At 31.4% G+C, this 16,313-nt stretch carries 22 protein-coding genes; 15 read left to right on the top strand and 7 right to left on the bottom strand.

Annotated features, from left to right (window positions below; genetic code table 11):
- The 3 genes from ACIQ2J_RS09345 to ACIQ2J_RS09335 form a co-directional block, all read right to left on the bottom strand.
- A partial coding sequence (locus tag ACIQ2J_RS09345; protein ID WP_396168947.1) for a hypothetical protein occupies positions 1–545 on the bottom strand: 545 nt, incomplete at its 3' end.
- Positions 546–1,511: 966 nt separating this feature from the next.
- Entirely contained in the window at positions 1,512–1,931 is a 420-nt protein-coding gene (locus tag ACIQ2J_RS09340) for a hypothetical protein (protein WP_396168945.1), read from the bottom strand.
- Between the two features lie 3 nt (positions 1,932–1,934).
- A complete protein-coding gene (locus ACIQ2J_RS09335) occupies positions 1,935–2,909 on the bottom strand; it encodes a helix-turn-helix transcriptional regulator (protein WP_396168942.1) in 975 nt (324 codons plus the stop codon).
- A 232-nt stretch (positions 2,910–3,141) separates the two neighbouring features.
- Here ACIQ2J_RS09335 and ACIQ2J_RS09330 point away from each other — a divergent pair, with 232 nt between their 5' ends.
- The 7 genes from ACIQ2J_RS09330 (at position 3,142) to ACIQ2J_RS09300 (ending at position 7,739) form a co-directional block, all read left to right on the top strand.
- Complete coding sequence (locus ACIQ2J_RS09330; RefSeq protein WP_396168940.1) at positions 3,142–3,333, top strand: hypothetical protein; 192 nt, start codon at positions 3,142–3,144, stop codon at positions 3,331–3,333.
- Between the two features lie 90 nt (positions 3,334–3,423).
- Positions 3,424–3,888, top strand: coding sequence for a hypothetical protein (locus ACIQ2J_RS09325; RefSeq protein ID WP_396168938.1), 465 nt, complete (start codon positions 3,424–3,426; stop codon positions 3,886–3,888).
- Between the two features lie 156 nt (positions 3,889–4,044).
- On the top strand, positions 4,045–4,512 hold the full coding sequence (locus ACIQ2J_RS09320) for a hypothetical protein (RefSeq protein WP_396168936.1): 468 nt from the start codon (positions 4,045–4,047) through the stop codon (positions 4,510–4,512).
- Positions 4,513–4,514: 2 nt separating this feature from the next.
- Entirely contained in the window at positions 4,515–4,901 is a 387-nt protein-coding gene (locus ACIQ2J_RS09315; protein ID WP_396168934.1) for a hypothetical protein, read from the top strand.
- A gap of 5 nt (positions 4,902–4,906) precedes the next feature.
- Positions 4,907–5,791, top strand: coding sequence for a hypothetical protein (locus ACIQ2J_RS09310; RefSeq protein WP_396168932.1), 885 nt, complete (start codon positions 4,907–4,909; stop codon positions 5,789–5,791).
- A 21-nt stretch (positions 5,792–5,812) separates the two neighbouring features.
- Positions 5,813–6,274, top strand: a complete 462-nt coding sequence (locus tag ACIQ2J_RS09305; RefSeq protein ID WP_396168930.1) for a hypothetical protein — start codon at positions 5,813–5,815, stop codon at positions 6,272–6,274.
- Between the two features lie 196 nt (positions 6,275–6,470).
- Positions 6,471–7,739, top strand: a complete 1,269-nt coding sequence (locus tag ACIQ2J_RS09300) for a DUF2130 domain-containing protein (protein ID WP_396168927.1) — start codon at positions 6,471–6,473, stop codon at positions 7,737–7,739.
- 147 nt (positions 7,740–7,886) lie between these two features.
- Here the strand turns inward: ACIQ2J_RS09300 and ACIQ2J_RS09295 are convergent, their stop codons facing one another.
- Genes ACIQ2J_RS09295 through ACIQ2J_RS09285 form a run of 3 tightly spaced genes read right to left on the bottom strand, consistent with a single transcriptional unit; the run spans position 7,887 to position 9,329 of the window.
- Positions 7,887–8,810, bottom strand: coding sequence for a HipA domain-containing protein (locus ACIQ2J_RS09295; protein WP_396168925.1), 924 nt, complete (start codon positions 8,808–8,810; stop codon positions 7,887–7,889).
- The gene (locus ACIQ2J_RS09290; RefSeq protein WP_396168923.1) at positions 8,803–9,117 is read right to left on the bottom strand and encodes a HipA N-terminal domain-containing protein; all 315 of its coding nucleotides are present in this window, start codon (positions 9,115–9,117) and stop codon (positions 8,803–8,805) included. Before ACIQ2J_RS09290 ends, ACIQ2J_RS09295 begins: the two co-directional genes overlap by 8 nt.
- 2 nt (positions 9,118–9,119) lie before the next feature.
- Positions 9,120–9,329: a helix-turn-helix domain-containing protein gene (locus ACIQ2J_RS09285; protein ID WP_396168921.1), complete on the bottom strand. Its 210-nt coding sequence runs from the start codon at positions 9,327–9,329 to the stop codon at positions 9,120–9,122.
- Positions 9,330–9,680: 351 nt separating this feature from the next.
- Here ACIQ2J_RS09285 and ACIQ2J_RS09280 point away from each other — a divergent pair, with 351 nt between their 5' ends.
- Both ACIQ2J_RS09280 and ACIQ2J_RS09275 read left to right on the top strand, forming a co-directional pair.
- Positions 9,681–10,265: a hypothetical protein gene (locus ACIQ2J_RS09280; RefSeq protein WP_396168918.1), complete on the top strand. Its 585-nt coding sequence runs from the start codon at positions 9,681–9,683 to the stop codon at positions 10,263–10,265.
- The gene (locus ACIQ2J_RS09275) at positions 10,258–11,208 is read left to right on the top strand and encodes a nucleotidyl transferase AbiEii/AbiGii toxin family protein (protein WP_396168916.1); all 951 of its coding nucleotides are present in this window, start codon (positions 10,258–10,260) and stop codon (positions 11,206–11,208) included. The genes ACIQ2J_RS09280 and ACIQ2J_RS09275 overlap by 8 nt, the downstream gene beginning before the upstream one ends.
- Before the next feature lie 133 nt (positions 11,209–11,341).
- On the opposite strand, the gene ACIQ2J_RS09270 is transcribed toward ACIQ2J_RS09275, so the two are convergent.
- On the bottom strand, positions 11,342–11,656 hold the full coding sequence (locus ACIQ2J_RS09270) for a rhodanese-like domain-containing protein (RefSeq protein WP_396168914.1): 315 nt from the start codon (positions 11,654–11,656) through the stop codon (positions 11,342–11,344).
- 159 nt (positions 11,657–11,815) lie between these two features.
- Here ACIQ2J_RS09270 and ACIQ2J_RS09265 point away from each other — a divergent pair, with 159 nt between their 5' ends.
- From ACIQ2J_RS09265 to ACIQ2J_RS09240, 6 genes are all read left to right on the top strand, one after another.
- The gene (locus ACIQ2J_RS09265) at positions 11,816–12,274 is read left to right on the top strand and encodes a MarR family winged helix-turn-helix transcriptional regulator (protein ID WP_396168911.1); all 459 of its coding nucleotides are present in this window, start codon (positions 11,816–11,818) and stop codon (positions 12,272–12,274) included.
- A gap of 7 nt (positions 12,275–12,281) precedes the next feature.
- Complete coding sequence (locus tag ACIQ2J_RS09260; protein WP_396168909.1) at positions 12,282–12,914, top strand: NAD(P)H-dependent oxidoreductase; 633 nt, start codon at positions 12,282–12,284, stop codon at positions 12,912–12,914.
- Between the two features lie 28 nt (positions 12,915–12,942).
- The gene (locus ACIQ2J_RS09255; RefSeq protein ID WP_396168906.1) at positions 12,943–13,506 is read left to right on the top strand and encodes a YceI family protein; all 564 of its coding nucleotides are present in this window, start codon (positions 12,943–12,945) and stop codon (positions 13,504–13,506) included.
- Positions 13,507–13,587: 81 nt separating this feature from the next.
- Entirely contained in the window at positions 13,588–14,157 is a 570-nt protein-coding gene (locus ACIQ2J_RS09250) for an anthranilate synthase component II (protein WP_396168904.1), read from the top strand.
- Positions 14,158–14,389: 232 nt separating this feature from the next.
- On the top strand, positions 14,390–15,010 hold the full coding sequence (locus ACIQ2J_RS09245; protein ID WP_396168902.1) for a TetR/AcrR family transcriptional regulator: 621 nt from the start codon (positions 14,390–14,392) through the stop codon (positions 15,008–15,010).
- The gene (locus ACIQ2J_RS09240) at positions 15,000–16,307 is read left to right on the top strand and encodes a TolC family protein (protein ID WP_396168900.1); all 1,308 of its coding nucleotides are present in this window, start codon (positions 15,000–15,002) and stop codon (positions 16,305–16,307) included. The genes ACIQ2J_RS09245 and ACIQ2J_RS09240 overlap by 11 nt, the downstream gene beginning before the upstream one ends.
- Positions 16,308–16,313: the final 6 nt, after the last annotated feature.

The following is a 16,313-nucleotide window of genomic DNA, read 5'->3' as shown; positions in this document are numbered from 1 at the left end:
AAAGTTTCTGCTTCAAAATCAATTTCTGCTCCTAAAGAAGTAATCTTAAAATGAGTAGTTCCTCCTGGTGCAGCAATCATATTGGATGGAATAAAACCATCGATATTAAGAGTTACCAATCCAGTTGGACGATCAATTTCTGCAAAATAGGGAACAAATAGTGTGGTGCCCAATTTGCCACGAATATTAAATTCGAAACCTACAAGCAAATCAACTTCTCCATCAATCACATTTCGCAGACCTCTCAAACTAACCATATCCGCTTGAATCACTTTAACCATCGTTTTAGTCAATCGGCTAACCAATCGGCTATCCGCAGAATTGGAAAGCAATCCTCGTACTGCAGTTCTTAAAAGTTTACCGGCCTTTCCGGCTCTTCCAAACTCGGAACCATTCTCCCGGGTTCTTTGAAACGCAGGATCACTGGCAATTCTACTAGCGTCAATTCCGCCTTTTTCTCTGGCCAAGTGTCCATCCTGCGTTTTGTAAAAAGTAATATCTCCGATAGTACCTTTTAATTTAATTATGCCTTTCTGTCTAGCCATAACTTCAAAATTTAAATTATTAAAATCAGTGAAAATTTCCCTCATTCTATCCATCAGTTGCAACTACATTTTGAATGATTAGAGCAAAGTTTACAAAGTATTTAACTAAATAAAAAGTAACGAGAATACCATATGTCCAAAATCGACACAAGTGTCCAAAACAAACATAAAAAGCCAATAAATAAGTATGAAAAATTATAACTAAATTGCAGTAGAATTTCTGTACGTCAGAAGCAAGTCAAAGCCTAATCAAAGGTATAGATAAAGTATGAAAACAAATAGTCAAAGGATCTGCATCTATCCAAAGGACATACAGCGTATAACAGGCAAGAGTTATCGTCAAAGTACCAGATTAATGCAAAAGATAAAAAAAGACCTCAACAAGCTCGAAAATGAGTTTCTAACGATTGAAGAGTTCTGTACTTATAGTGGAATAAAGTATGAACAAGTAACTCACTTGATTTTTGGTTAAAATTGAAAAGTGCATTACTAAACACTCATTTAACTAGTACATTTTTTAGTCTTGATGCTTTATTTTTTAAATAAATTTTCTTATATTTACATCATAAGATTTAAGACTATTTGAATAGTAAAAAAAGGTGGTAAAATCGGTTACCTTAAAAAATCAACCTCTTTTATACCTTGAAAAATATGAAGTTTTGAGAAAGGTTACATTCTCGGCGACTCCACAAAAATCCCTTGTAATCAATTGATTGCAAGGGATTATTTTTTTTAGTTGCATTTTTCGTCGTTATTTTTTGTTATTAGTGCAGAAATAAACACTGCTTTATTTTCTAAACCTCATCCTCAAAATAATTAAACAATACAATTGAACTGTCACTAATTAAACTTTAGCTATTATCTTGACGAATTAGCAATTCATAAATATTTGTTTTTCTTATCAATAAAAAAAAGGTAACCCTAGCATGAAAAAAATATTTATAAAATTATTTCCTCATCAATTTTCTATTCCTTCAACACCTCCACCCCATCTTCCATTTTAAGTGAAATATTGTAATAATTAAAATCGTTTTTAGTTCCGTTTTCAATTTCAATGATGTTTATAGTGGAATTCGTTTGGGGAATTGCTGGAAAGTACAGCGAAAAATAGCGCCAATCTTTTTTAGATTCAAAATAGTGGTGCTCGGGTCTTATAGGGATTCCGGTAGCTTGAGTCAAAACCAAACGTTTTCCAGATTCTATTATTTCAATGAAAGTGGTTTTCTCCATTCGTATCCATCCACCACTTATGTATTTTTCTTTGGCAGTATATCCAAAGTCGATTTTGGTATATTCTGGACTTAATATAATCCGAAGCAAATCGGGATTACCTATAGAATGTCCTTTTTTGTTTATGGTGAAAAGAATAGTTTTATTTTTTTTCATGTCTTAATTTTTTAGTTCTTTAATTAACCACTTGGGCTCCAAAACAATTAATTCAGAACCATAGGATCTAAATAGTTTTAACAGTTCTACAGAAGGAACCAATTGAAGTTTGAATACACAACCACCATCATTTTTTTTACTTGTTTGACTTCCGTGTATCGGATAAGCCTCAAAATAATTGGATACTATTGTGGAAGTAAAAAACACAATTTCTTGTTTGGGTTGGTTTTCAATTGGATAAACACCATAAATATCTTTATAATAATTATTTACAATATCTGCAGATGTTGGAATAAATTTTCTATTCAATAACATGGGTTCATAAATCCTATCAAAACCAAAGGTTCGCAATGCATTATGGCCTTCTGAATATCCTAGCAAATACCAAAAATTATCAAATTCTTTAAGTAATACCGGGTGCACTATTACCGATTTGAATCTTCTTTTCTGATAGGAATAATGTGTGAAAGATAAAGGGGTCTTGTTTTTACAAGCCAAAAACAAAATTTCAAAATGTTCAAATCCTCTAGAACCAGATATGGATTCTGTTTCTATTATCTTACGCATCGAATTCCCATCCGGAAATTCTTCTTTATAACTTACCAATATTTTATTTAAGGCATAATTAAAACTTTCGCTTACTCTTGAACTTCCAATACTTTGAAGTATCTCTAGTGCTTCTTTAATACTGTCCACATCTTTATAAGATAAACTAACTTCATTGATAGAAAAATTAGGGTCTTTATAATGGTACCCTCGATTTTGTCTGCAATAGGCAATTGGAGCATCATAACCATCCGGTTCTGGCAATTTCATGTTTCTAAAGTCTTTTTCTAAAGTATCTAAAGAAGGTTTTAAGTCTAAAGCATTATAACATGCTGTTTGAATTTCTTCAATAGTTGGGTACCTCCTAAACTCATTTCGAAGCACGGAATCTATCACTTTATACCTCCTGTAGGCCGATCTTGCTATTGCCATTTTTAAAAATTTTGATAAATATATAAAAAATATTTTATTCCGTACAAACAATACGGAAGGAAAATAAATCTTTGCATCATAATTTAATAAGAAATCAAAAAATGGCATCATTTGAAAATTAATAAGCTTAAAATCAATTCATTTTATATGCAAAATATTATTACCCTACTGAAATTCAGTTTCAGTAGCAAGTGTTAAAATTGCAAAATTGGATATAAGAATAATCATACAATTGGATAATCTCATAGGTAAGGAGATGACAGGAAGTCCAAAGCAATTGGCTTCCAAACTCTCCATGACTGAAAGAAGTGTTTACAATTATATAGCCTTTATGAAACAAGAAATGAACGCTCCAATATTTTACGATTACCAGAGAATATCCTATATCTACAATAACGAATGTGAATTTAAATTTATCATATAACATAAAAAAAGTGGAGTTCAGAACCCACTATAATAAACGAGGCGAAACCGAAAAGCCATACGAGTAGGAATTACATTAAATTATAATAATATGAAAAAAATTAAATTTTTAACTTTATTTTTAGTGGGGGTGTCTTTTTTCTCATTACAAAGTTGCAGTAAAGATGATGACGCACAAGTAGTACAAGACGCAAGAGACCAATACGTTGGAACTTGGAATAGTATTACAACGGGGAATTTAACACTCTTTCAAAATGGTCAAAGTGTTGGGACAGTTCCATTAAATGATAGTGGACCAGTTACTATTTCAAAATCTGGAAGTAATTCTTTGCTAATTGATGGAAAAATTTACATTGTTAATGGAAATAATTTAACTTCAAATCCAACCCCTATTACAGACAACACAAGTGGGGTTGTCATTATTGCTACAGAAAACAGTAATGGCACATTGGGTTCTAATATTATATTAAATAGTACAATAACTGGTACTTGGAACAATACTAATGGTGCTTCGGGAAATTTATCTGGTAATGGTGTTCAAACTTTAACAAGATAAATAAAATAATTTTTACTTGTTAAAACGGAATATTTTCTGTTTCTAAATTTTGCCTCACCATCGTGGGGCATTTTTTTTAAACTTTTTTTTAACTCCGTACAAACTGTACGGAGGAGTTGTATAATTTTGACCTATAAAACTAAAAATAAGTAAATTATGAAACCAAATTTTGAAAAAGAAACACTTGAAGAAGTGCTTAAAGAAACTGAATCTTATGTATTCAAAAACCCAATTTCACAACATACTCCAAACGAGCACATGGCTGTTGAAAAAATCAGTCTGGACGATGACTTCACCAGAATTGACTTTGTGTATATCGCACCAAAGAAATACATTAATGGTGGATGGATTCAAATCGATTCAGGATGTTTTATTAGACCAATTGGTTCTGAAGTTCGTTATAAAATGGTTAGCGCCATCAACATTCCATTGGCACCATCAAAGTATTACTTTAAAAGTAAAGGGCAGGTACATCATTTTACCTTGCTTTTTCCAACATTACCAAAAAGTGTGAAGCAAATTGATATTATTGAAAGACTAGCCGAAGGAACCTACTTCAATTTTTTCAGAGTAGCATTGCAACACAATGCACCAACGCTAATTAGAATCATAAACGAAAATTAAGTATGAAAGCAGTGAAAAGAAATTTCTTAAACGTTGAAGAGAACATTCGTTTAAACAAAATAAACAATTTTCAAGTAAGCAGGTATTTCAATCCAAGTGATTTCAATTTGGAGGATAAATTAAATCTTCATTTTGATTATTCAGAAGGTCTTGGTGCCAAGTACATTCGCATACTAGCAGTATATATTGACACTTCAAAAAGCATGATACCCTATGAAGGTAATGAGTTTACCGAGGAATTTAAGTTGACTTTACCTGTAGGAGGAATTACTAAAAAGAATGCACTATCGGTTTCATTGAAATTAAAAGAAGATACTAAATTACTATGGAAAATTGGAATTCAAATCCGACAAGAAATTAATATATTAATTCAACTAACAGTATCATAAACAATATGAAAACACAATTCAAACTAGGCAAAACTTACGGAGCAAAAGACAATGATAAAACCAGAGAATTAAAAATTATTGGCGAATATCTTGTTGTAATTCAAGAACAAAGCGAAAACAAAAATTTAATAATTCAAACCATTAATTCAAGGAAAGTGTATGTTGAAAAAACAACTCAGATATATGGCAATCCTTTTGAATATTATGATGAGGTGCAAATAAGAGCCATGGACATTTTACTGGATGAAATATGTATCAAAGACAACAACACAGGAACAATTATATATGGTGATGCTAAAATGTTTATGGGAGAAAACAAAATAATACAATTTACAGCCATTGGTAATGATTTAATAGCCAATGTTCAATATGAAATAGAAACTATAAATGGAGAACGATTAACCGGTTTTTTGTATTGCACACACCAACCTAAAAATTATTATCTAAAAATCAATAATATGAAAACACAATTTAAACTAGGTCAAATAGTTAGATTTAAAAATTACAGACGAAATAACGACGAGAAGGAAGCCTATTTTGTAGTCATTCAAGAGGAAGATGTTGCAAATGAAATGGTACTTTATACTATTAACACCAATAGAAATTATATTTCAGGAACCACAATTATACCGGAATTTCCCGAAGAAGATTTACTAATAGTTGACTTAAAACCAAGTGATTTAATAAATCAAGAAATAACCATTAAAGAAAATTTGTTTCATGATGTTGTGATTGGTGTTGCAGTTTATTTTCTCGGAGACAATGATAGTATTCAATTTAATCATGTTGGTGATTTATTGGTTTCAAATGTAGAATTTGAATTTAATTCCACGATTAAACATAGGTTAAAAGGGAATTTATACATTGACCTATTAATCCCTCTACAATAACTAATAATAATTCTAATTTATATGAACAACCTAAAAACAATAGTAAAGTTTTACCTTTTTGGTGTAGTTGCTTCGCTAATATTGTTAGGATTTATCCACATTTACGGGATGATTTTTGACCCTTTTTATGCCTATCCCAATTTGGAAATAATAATAAAAACGCCATTAATTAGTGGATTGCCTTTTGGAGCTTTATTATGGATAGGACATACAATCAACAAGTTACCTCAAACCAAAAATAGATACTTAATTGTAGTTCTAAAAGCACTTACTTACTACTGGATTGGATTTATTGCAGGACTTATTATTCTTGGCTTTACCCAATTATACATTTTTGTTTTTAACGAACCCTATTATTATGCAACTATAGAAAACATCATAGCATTTGCTTTACTTCTTGGAGTGCCATTGGCAGTATTGGTTCGAATTGGAAAAAAATTAATTGAAGAGAAAAATATTAAATCTAGATTCCGCTGTAATTAGTACTTTTAGTTTACCGAGATGATTTGATTAGGTTATGAATAATATTTCCATAAATTAGCGAAAGATTACAAAACATAATTGTTTTAAAAAATTTCTTTTGGTTAGGGACTTTAGAGACAATTATTCGTCTTGTAAGAAATATTTTTTAGTCACTTCATACCAAAATAAAATCGAAACAAATAAAAAATAAATTATCATGAACGAAATTATTTGTCCCCATTGTAAAAAAGCATTTAAAGTAGACGAAGCAGGTTTTGCTGATATTTTAAAACAAGTTCGTGACCACCAGTTTCAAGAAGAACTAGAGAACAGATTAAATCTAGCAGAAAAAGAAAAGGAAAATGCAGTGAAGCTGGCTGAAGCCAATCTAAGAAACTCACTTCAAGAAAGTATAGCCAAAAAAGACCAAGAATTACTAGAGCTAAAAGCCAAAAGCGAACAACAACTTACTGAAAAGTTAGCTAATAAAGAAACTGAAATTGCTCAAATAAAAGCTAAACTCGATAATGCTGAATTAGAAAAAAAAATATCAGTTACTGAAGCTGTTCAAAAAATAGAGAAAGAGCGAGATGCTTTGGTAAATGATGTTAAGACAAAAGAATTAGAAAAAGAAAATTTGGAAAGTTCTTTAAAACAGCAATTTTCAATTGAACTTCAAGCTGTAAAAGACATTGTCATTTATAAAGATGGAGAAATTGCTCGTATTAAAGACATGAAGGCAAAGCTTTCTACAAAAATGGTTGGTGAGTCACTTGAACAACATTGTGAATTAGAGTTTAATAAATTACGACCAATAGCTTTTCAAAAAGCATATTTTGAAAAGGACAATGATGCTAGGTCGGGAAGCAAGGGGGATTATATCTATCGTGAAAATGACGAACACGGCAATGAAATTATTTCAATTATGTTTGAAATGAAAAACGAATCTGATACTACTGCCACTAAAAAAAGAAACGAAGATTTTTTAAAAGAATTAGATAAAGACCGAACTGAGAAGAAATGTGAATATGCTATTTTGGTTTCAATGCTTGAGTCGGATAGTGAATTATACAATACAGGTATTGTAGATATTTCTCATAGACATCCTAAAATGTTTGTAGTACGACCACAGTTTTTTATCCAAATAATAACACTTTTAAGAAATGCCGCATTAAATTCAATGCAATATAAAGCGGAGCTTGCTTTTGTTAAGAGTCAAGATGTTGACATTACCAATTTTGAAGAAAAAATGAACAAGTTTAAAGAAGGCTTTGCACGAAATTATGATTTGGCAAGTCGAAAATTAAATGATGCAGTAGATGGAATTGACAAGACAATTAGAGAATTAGAAAAAACTAAAGCAGCCTTATTATCATCGGAAAACAATCTTCGCCTTGCAAATGAAAAAACCGATGACTTAACCATTAAAAAACTGACCTATAATAACCCAACCATGAAGTCGAAGTTTGATGAGTTGAATGGTTAGGAAATTTAGGATTATTCTAGAGGCCTATTTTATATTTAAAATATACAAATACAAGGTAAGCAATACTATATTTCATAAACTTCAAGGTACTATACAATAAAGTGTGTAAGTAAAATTTAGATGTTATTTTTTATATGCTTATTAAAATTAAAATCTACCAATTCTATTACTCATCAACTTCAAATATTTTTCTTTCATTTGGTCGGATAAAAAAGAAATTTCTATTAATTCCGTCCATTTAGAAACACTTTTATTCATATCAAATAAAATGGAATCTATTGTTTTATCATTAAGTTCTAATCGTTCTTTTGCATAATAATCTAATAGTTCTGTTGACTTAAAATTACTTTTTTTTCCTTTAAGTGAAAGTGCTAACTCTTCTTGGGGATTCTTAATGGAGATGGATGAATTTAAAAAATCATAAACAGGAGTCAAAGTAGTTTTTCCAGCCTTCGTAATAACTGAGAAATTCTTTAAGTGCATGTCTTCATTACCGGTTATAAAACAAAATAAAATTCTCTTAAAAAAATCTGCTTTTTCTATAGCTGGAAAAGTACAATATTCATCAATTACATTAACTAATTTTTCCATTGTGTAATTGTACTTAGTATCTCTGGAATTTCCTGTCAACTGAGCAAAATCCTCTGTTGCATATTTTTTCCCTTTGCTATATCTATCAAATCGTTTAATAAAATAGGACAAACTACCATCTTTTGAATAAATCAAACCATGAAGAGGCACATCAAGTCCGTAAACTTTTGCCATTTTCATTGTTACGTCTTCATTCTGTGGAAGTTCAGGAAAAATATCGTTTTGAGGTTTGATAATATAATTTCCAAACTGATTTACAATTTCAAATTGTTGGTTTACAACCGAAATAACAGCGCTTAATTTGGGTTGCACGCCTGGAATAGACAATTTATTTGCTCGATTAGCGGCTTCTTGTCTTAGTTCAGCAGCAGAAAATGGTATATCATTTAAACCCGTTAGTTTTGGAGCAATCATTCGAAGTCCTTTTAGACTGTACTTTTCAGTTCCACACAAATCGTAGGTTATTGGACATCTATTCATCTTGCAACTCTTTTACTGTTACAGCCCCAACTAAATCATTTCCAGTTGCAATAAGTTGTGAGAAATAATCATTTTTATCAATTTTTCCAATTTTTAAAAGCCCCTCAAGCATAATACCCTCTGGTAACAAGCCCTCAAAAAATGATGGGAATTTGTCAAATGAGTATATCGTAGAGGAAGTTGGCATGGTTAAAGAAACTGCTTCCCCATCATAAGTAGTATCGTATTCAAATTGAAAACCTTTAGAATCATTTTCACTCAACACCCCTGTCCTTTTATCATGAACTAAAATAATTGCTTTTCTCATAATCATTTATCCATCGGACTTTTAAATTGTACCTCAATATTCAAAATTTTAATGACGGCTAACAGATTATTCCAACTAACTGTTGTTTTATTTTTTTCAATATCAAAAACTGTTGTCTTTCCTACACCTGCAAGATTTGCTAATTGCAATTGAGTTAATCCTGCTTTTTTACGATGCTCTTTTATGAAGAGTCCCAAATCAAAATTGTACATATTTTACCGTTTAAGCAGTAAATGTAATGCATTTTAAAACACAATAATATATTTTATAAATAAAACTACGTTTTTTTACTGCTTAATCAGTAATTTTAATCAAATTTAAGAAAAACGAACTTGATTATTTACTATTTTACACTTATTTACTGTTAAAGCGGTAATAAAATGAATTACTTACCCGGTAGGTGTAATTATTTGAAGAAAAAAACATTGAAGTAATATAAAGTTTAGAAACTAAAATAGTAGAAGACCTCTACAGATTTATAATAATTGTTTCATTAAAATTTTATTTGCATGAATTTTCAATGAAAATATATGCAATTAAATAATATTTACTACATTTGAATCATGAATAAGTTACAAGAATTAAAAATGCATTTAAAACGAGGAAAAGTATACCGCAGAGCAGATTTGTCTATGTGGTCAACTTCTATTGACCGACATCTTGATGAATTGGTAAAAGAAGGCACTTTACAAAAGCTTTCACAAGGGCTGTATTACTTTCCAAATTTATCTGTTTTTGGAGAAACACCTCCCGAAGAGGAAGTATTAGTGCGTTCTTTTCTGAAAGATAATCGTTTCTTGGTTACTTCTTTAAATGCTTATAATGTCTTGGGAGTTGGAACTACTCAACTATACAATCAAAAAATTGTATACAATCACAAACGTCATGGCGACTTTAATCTAGGTGGAAAAACATTTTCATTTAGAGTAAAACCACATTTTCCAAATAAAGTCACACAAGAATTTCTATTGGTAGACCTACTAAACAATTTAGACCAGCTTGCCGAAGATTCAAAAGAAGTAGTTTCAAAAGTACAATCCAAAGCGAAAACTATGGATACTAAAAAACTAAAAAAAACACTTCAAGAATACGGAAGTATGAAATCCAAAAAAATATTAGAACCCTTTTTAACAGCTCAAAATGTCTAACTATTTACATAACCACAAAGAGTTTAATACTCTACTACGAATTGTAGGAGCAGAATTAAATATTGAACCAGGACTAATAGAAAAAGACTATTGGATTATGCATGTTTTGTATGGGTTGAAACAACAAGGATATCAATTCGAACTCAAAGGAGGCACATCACTATCCAAAGGCTACGGAATAATTCATAGATTTTCCGAAGACATCGACATCCATATCAAGCCTCCAACTGTAATGGAAATTAATGAAAACCCAAATAATAATAAACCAAATAACATTCAAAAAAGAAAAAACTTTTACGACGGGTTGGCTAAAGAAATAGAGATAAATGGCATCTTATCGGTAACGCGAGATAAAGAATTTGACGACTTAAAACAATACCGAAGTGGTGGCATAAGACTACATTATGAAAATAGTACTGATGTTATTGAAGGGGTCAAAGAAGGGATTTTATTAGAAGTAGGATTTGACAATGTAACACCAAACAACCCAATAACAATATCATCATGGGCTTATGATAAAGCCATTCAACAGAAAGTATCCATAATTGACAATCGTGCAATTGACATTATATGTTATCACCCAGGATACACTTTTGTTGAAAAATTACAAACAATTGCCACCAAATTCAGACAGGAACAAGATGAAAAAATAGAGAAACAAAATTTAATGAGGCAATACTATGATGTATATTGCCTACTCAAAGAGGAAAAAGTAAAAACATTCATTGGCACAGAAGAATATAAGAAACACAAAATGGCGCGCTTTCCACCTAAGGACTATGATATACCCATCGCTAATAACGAAGCGTTCTTACTAAACAACCCCGAACTTAGGAAACGATTTACGGAACGCTATAAAAAGACAGCTGCTTTATACTATAAAGGGCAACCCAACTTTAATGATATTCTTGATGAAATCAGCAAATGGGTCGGAAAATTGTAATTTAAATTTAGAGTTTAATATTCAATAAAGTCCGTAAATCTAACTCAAAAAAGTTCGAGAGGATTCCCCTTTTTTCCACTAAAAAAAACCGTAATTATTTATAAATGATTACGGTTTTTAAATATTAAATGCCTTATTCTGGAGCAACCACAGCACCTTCCCAATGCATCATTCCTCCTTCTAAATTATAGGTATTTTCAAAACCCAATTGATTCATAATACTACAAGCCTGGGCACTTCTTCCGCCTGCTTTGCAATACACATAATAATTTTTAGTCTTATCTAATTCTTCTAAACGGTAAATAAAGCCTTGGCCTTTATAGATATCGTTTAAAATCGCACCTGGAATAACTCCTTCCTCCCATTCGTCTTCGGTTCTTACATCTAAAATTACTGCGTTATTATCGACTGCTAATTGTGCAGTCCAGTCGTCTTGAGATAAATTCATAGTTTATTTTTTTTCAAAAATAAGAAATTTACTTGCAATAGCAATATGCAATTCCAACACCCTTCTTCAAAATTAAGTTAACAAAAAAATAACACAACATTTGTATATACAATAAAAAAATAGTTTACATTTGTATCTACAAATATCGTACACCCGATTATGAAAATTGAAGAAGTAATAAAAACTACTATTAACCTAGAAGATTCTAAAAAAATCATCTTAAATGTTATTTATACTCAAAACGTAATCAACGATAAATTCAACGAAGTTATAAAACCTCATGATTTGTCTAGCGAACAATACAATGTATTGCGAATATTAAGAGGTCAAAAAGGGTGTCCTGCCAACATGTGTATCATTCAGGAACGAATGTTATCCAAAAACAGTAACACTACCCGATTGATTGATAAACTTCTGCTAAAAGGACTAGTAACCCGAGAAGTTTGCCCAGAAAACAGAAGAAAAATTGAAGTCCTAATAACCGAAAAAGGCTTGGAACTTCTTACAATTTTAGATCCAAAAATAATGGAACATGAAGATTTGTTTGCTTCAAATTTATCTTCTGCCGAAAAAGAACAATTGAATACGCTTTTAGAAAAATACAGAACCTTAAAATAAAATTATTATGAGTCAATTTATTGAAAATGCCAACTGGCGTTATGCTACGAAAAAATTTGATACTACTAAAAAAGTATCCGCCGAAGATTTAGCAACTTTAAAAGAAGCAATTCGTTTGTCTGCTTCTTCTTTTGGATTGCAATTATTCAAAGTAATCATTGTAGAAAACCCAGAAGTTAGAGCAAAATTGCAAGCAGCATCATGGGGACAAACTCAAGTAACGGAGGCATCTCATTTATTGGTTTTTGCTAACCAAACTTCAGCTACTGCCGCTGATGTTGATGCTTATTTAAACAATGCCATTGCAATTAGAAACTTACCTCAAGGCGCTCTAGATGGTTATGGCGATTACATGAAAGGTGCTATCAGCAACATTCCAGAAGAAGTAATACCTATTTGGAATGCAAAACAAACTTATATCGCTTTAAGCAATCTTTTAAACGCTGCTGCCGAATTAAAAATTGATGTTACCCCAATGGAAGGATTTGTTCCTGCGCAATACAACGAAATATTAGGTTTAGATAAATTAAACCTTAACGCATCTCTAGTAGCTCCAATAGGGTACCGTCACGAAGAAGACGCAACACAACATTATGCAAAAGTTAGAAAATCTAACGAAGACTTATTTATTACCATTTAATCACAAACCCCTTAAATAACTAACAAAAATGAAGAATTTAAAAACAATCGCAATTGCATTATTAGTAACTGTTTCAACAATTGCTACAGCACAAGTAAAAAAAGTGGATGCTACTAAAAGTACTATTACTTGGATCGGTAAAAAAGTAACTGGACAACACAACGGAACTGTAGCTTTGAAAGAAGGAAACTTAATTTTTAAAGGAAAAAAATTAACTGGTGGATCTTTTGTAGTGGATATGACAAGCTTAACCGCTACTGATTTAACAGGAGACTATTTAGGAAAACTGAACGGTCATTTAAAAGCCGATGATTTTTTTGGAACGGATAAATTCCCTACTTCTAAATTAGTTTTCAAAAAAATCGCAGATAAAGGAAATGGTGTTTATAATGCAACTGCTGACTTAACTATTAAAGAGGTTACTGCTCCAATAAATTTTACTATTACAGTTAAAGGAACAACTGCAACTACTGTATTGAGTATTGACAGAACGAAATACGGAATTAAATATGGTTCTGGAAACTTCTTTGAAAACTTAGGAGACAAAACTATCTCGGACGAATTTGAATTGACTGTTGCTTTAAAGTTCTAATTAAACTTTTTGCCCTAAATAAATTAACCTTAAGGAGAAATCTTTAAGGTTTTTTTTATGGAGTTATACTATATTTGCCCAATGAAAAAGATGGTACTTATAGACAATTACGACAGTTTTACTTTCAATTTAGTGCATTATTTAGAAGAACTAAATTGCGATGTTGTAGTACTTCGAAACGACGAATTTGAAATAGAAGAACTGCAGTCCTTTGATGCGATTATACTTTCTCCAGGACCAGGAATTCCTTCAGAATCAGGACTATTATTAGAAGTCATCAAAACCTATGCTTCCACTAAAAAAATACTCGGAATTTGCTTAGGACATCAAGCAATTGGAGAAGCATTTGGAGCAACTCTACTAAATTTAGACACCGTTTTTCATGGAGTAAGCACTACAATAACCATTACAGACACTACCGAAACCTTATTTAGCAATTTACCTCAGCAAATAGAAGTCGGTAGATACCACTCTTGGGCTATAAACCCTACTAATTTTCCCGAAGTTTTAGAAGTTACTTCGGCATCGAAAAACGGAGAAATAATGTCCATTCGACATAAATATTTCAATGTGAAAGGGGTGCAGTTTCATCCAGAAAGTATCTTAACACCATTTGGAAAAACCATTTTAGCCAATTGGATTCAAGAATAATTTTTTCTTTTTTTCAAATTTTACTAAATTATTAGATCAACTTCTTTTTTATCAAATACTAAACTAATTGTTTATATAAAATACTTTATAAATCTGAATTGAAATTAGTTAAATAACCACTATAGATATTATCTATCTTGAAAAACGTGTTAATAATTCGTTAATTAGGGATTAAACAAACGTTTAATTTAAACAATTGTTTAATTTTGTATTCGAGTAAAATTAGATACCCATGGAATTTAATGAAAAACAAATTGAGATACTTCTAGTAGCCGAACAGCTTTTTGCTGAAGAAGGTTTTGATGGAACATCGGTAAGAGAAATCGCTAAAATTGCAAACATTAATGTAGCAATGATTTCGTATTATTTTGGTTCCAAAGAAAAACTTTTAGAAGCATTAGTACTCTATCGGATTTCTGGAATGCAATTGCATTTAGAATCGCTTTCTACTGAGGACATCTCCCCTATTGAAAAAATCGAAAAGTTAATTTCTTATTACATCCATCGGATAAATTCCAACAGATGCATGTATCAGATTTTGCATTTTGAACTATCCACTACCAAACGAGAAATTAATTTGGAAGCTTTTACTCAAGTAAAAAAGAACAATTTAATATTGTTGGAAAATATAATCACTGAAGGGCAGTTACAAGGACTTTTTCAACCCAACATCAATGTAGCATTAATCCCTCCGATAATCATTGGAACTATTACCCATTTTCATATGAACAAACCTTATTATGTGGATTTATTACATCTGGATTCGGATGAAAAATATGAAAATTACATTGCAAACGAACTAACAAAACACATTCAGAAAACCATAAAAGCCCTACTTATATATGAAGACTAAATCAATTGTACTTTCTGTTCTTTTCCTTTTTGGAAGCGCTATAATTACCGCTCAAGAAAGAAAAATAATGTCTTTAAAAGAAGCGGTTTCCTTAGTGGTTTCCAATAGTAATGAAGTCGTTTTGGCCAATACCAAAGTTGCAACTTCTAAATTGGAACTAGAAACTATGAAAAACAACCAATATCCAACTATTAAAGTCTCAGGACAATACTTGCGATTGACTAACGCCAATGTCAATTCCAATTTGGGTGGATCTGGAACCGCACTCGATGTTAGCCAATTATTATTAGGTCAAGCCAATGTTTCGATGCCCATATTTAGTGGCTTTAAACTAAAAAACAGCATTGCTGCTTCCGAAAATTTGTATCAAGCACAGAGTTTTACAGCATCCCACACTAAAGAAGCACTTGCTCTAGAAGTAGTAGAATTGTTTGCCACTCTTTACAAATCTAACGAAATGGTTACGTTGCTTAACGAAAACATTAAAAGTGCCCAACAACGCACCAAAGACTTTTCGGCTATGGTGGATAACGGTTTGTTGGCCCGAAACGATTTATTGAAAACCCAATTGCAAGAATCCAACTTGGAACTTTCTTTAGCAACCGCCATCAAAAATGTAAACGTTGTTAACTACCAATTGGCAACTTTGCTTCGTTTACCTGAAAATACCATAATCGATATCGATATTGAAACTGTAAAAAGTGATATGGCTAAAAACCAGTTGCTAACTACTAGTGCTCTTCGTAACGATTTAGAAGCCTTATCCTTCCAACAAAAAGCAACCGAAGCCGGAATTAAAATTGCCAAAGCAGGTTACTACCCTTCTCTATCTCTAACTGGTGGCTATATTGCATTGGATTTGAAAAATGTAATTTCCGTAAGTAATGCTATGAACTTTGGAGTTGGTTTTAACTACGATTTATCTTCCATTTTCAAAAACGGAAAAGAAGTGAAATTAGCTAAAAGCAAATCCGATCAAACCAAACAAGCGATTGCAATTTTATCGGATAAGATAAAAGAAGAAACGCAACAAGCGCAAGAAAACTATATGCTTTCTTTAAAACAAAATAAAGTGTATGCCTTGGCTGTAGAACAATCTACCGAAAATTACCGAATCATCAAAGACAAATACGACAACAGTTTGGCAAACACCAACGATCTTCTGGAAGCCGACGTTCAACAATTGCAAAGCAAAATTAACTTAGCCTTGTGCCAAGCAGATATTGCTTTAAAATACTACCAACTACAATTCGCATCCGGAAAATTAATTAACTCATTCAATTTATCAACTAAATAATAGCAT

This window comes from Flavobacterium sp., assembly GCF_044357305.1.
GTDB lineage: Bacteria > Bacteroidota > Bacteroidia > Flavobacteriales > Flavobacteriaceae > Flavobacterium.
The sequence above is the reverse complement of the archived record's forward strand: the minus strand, read 5'-3'. Positions and strand labels throughout refer to the sequence as shown.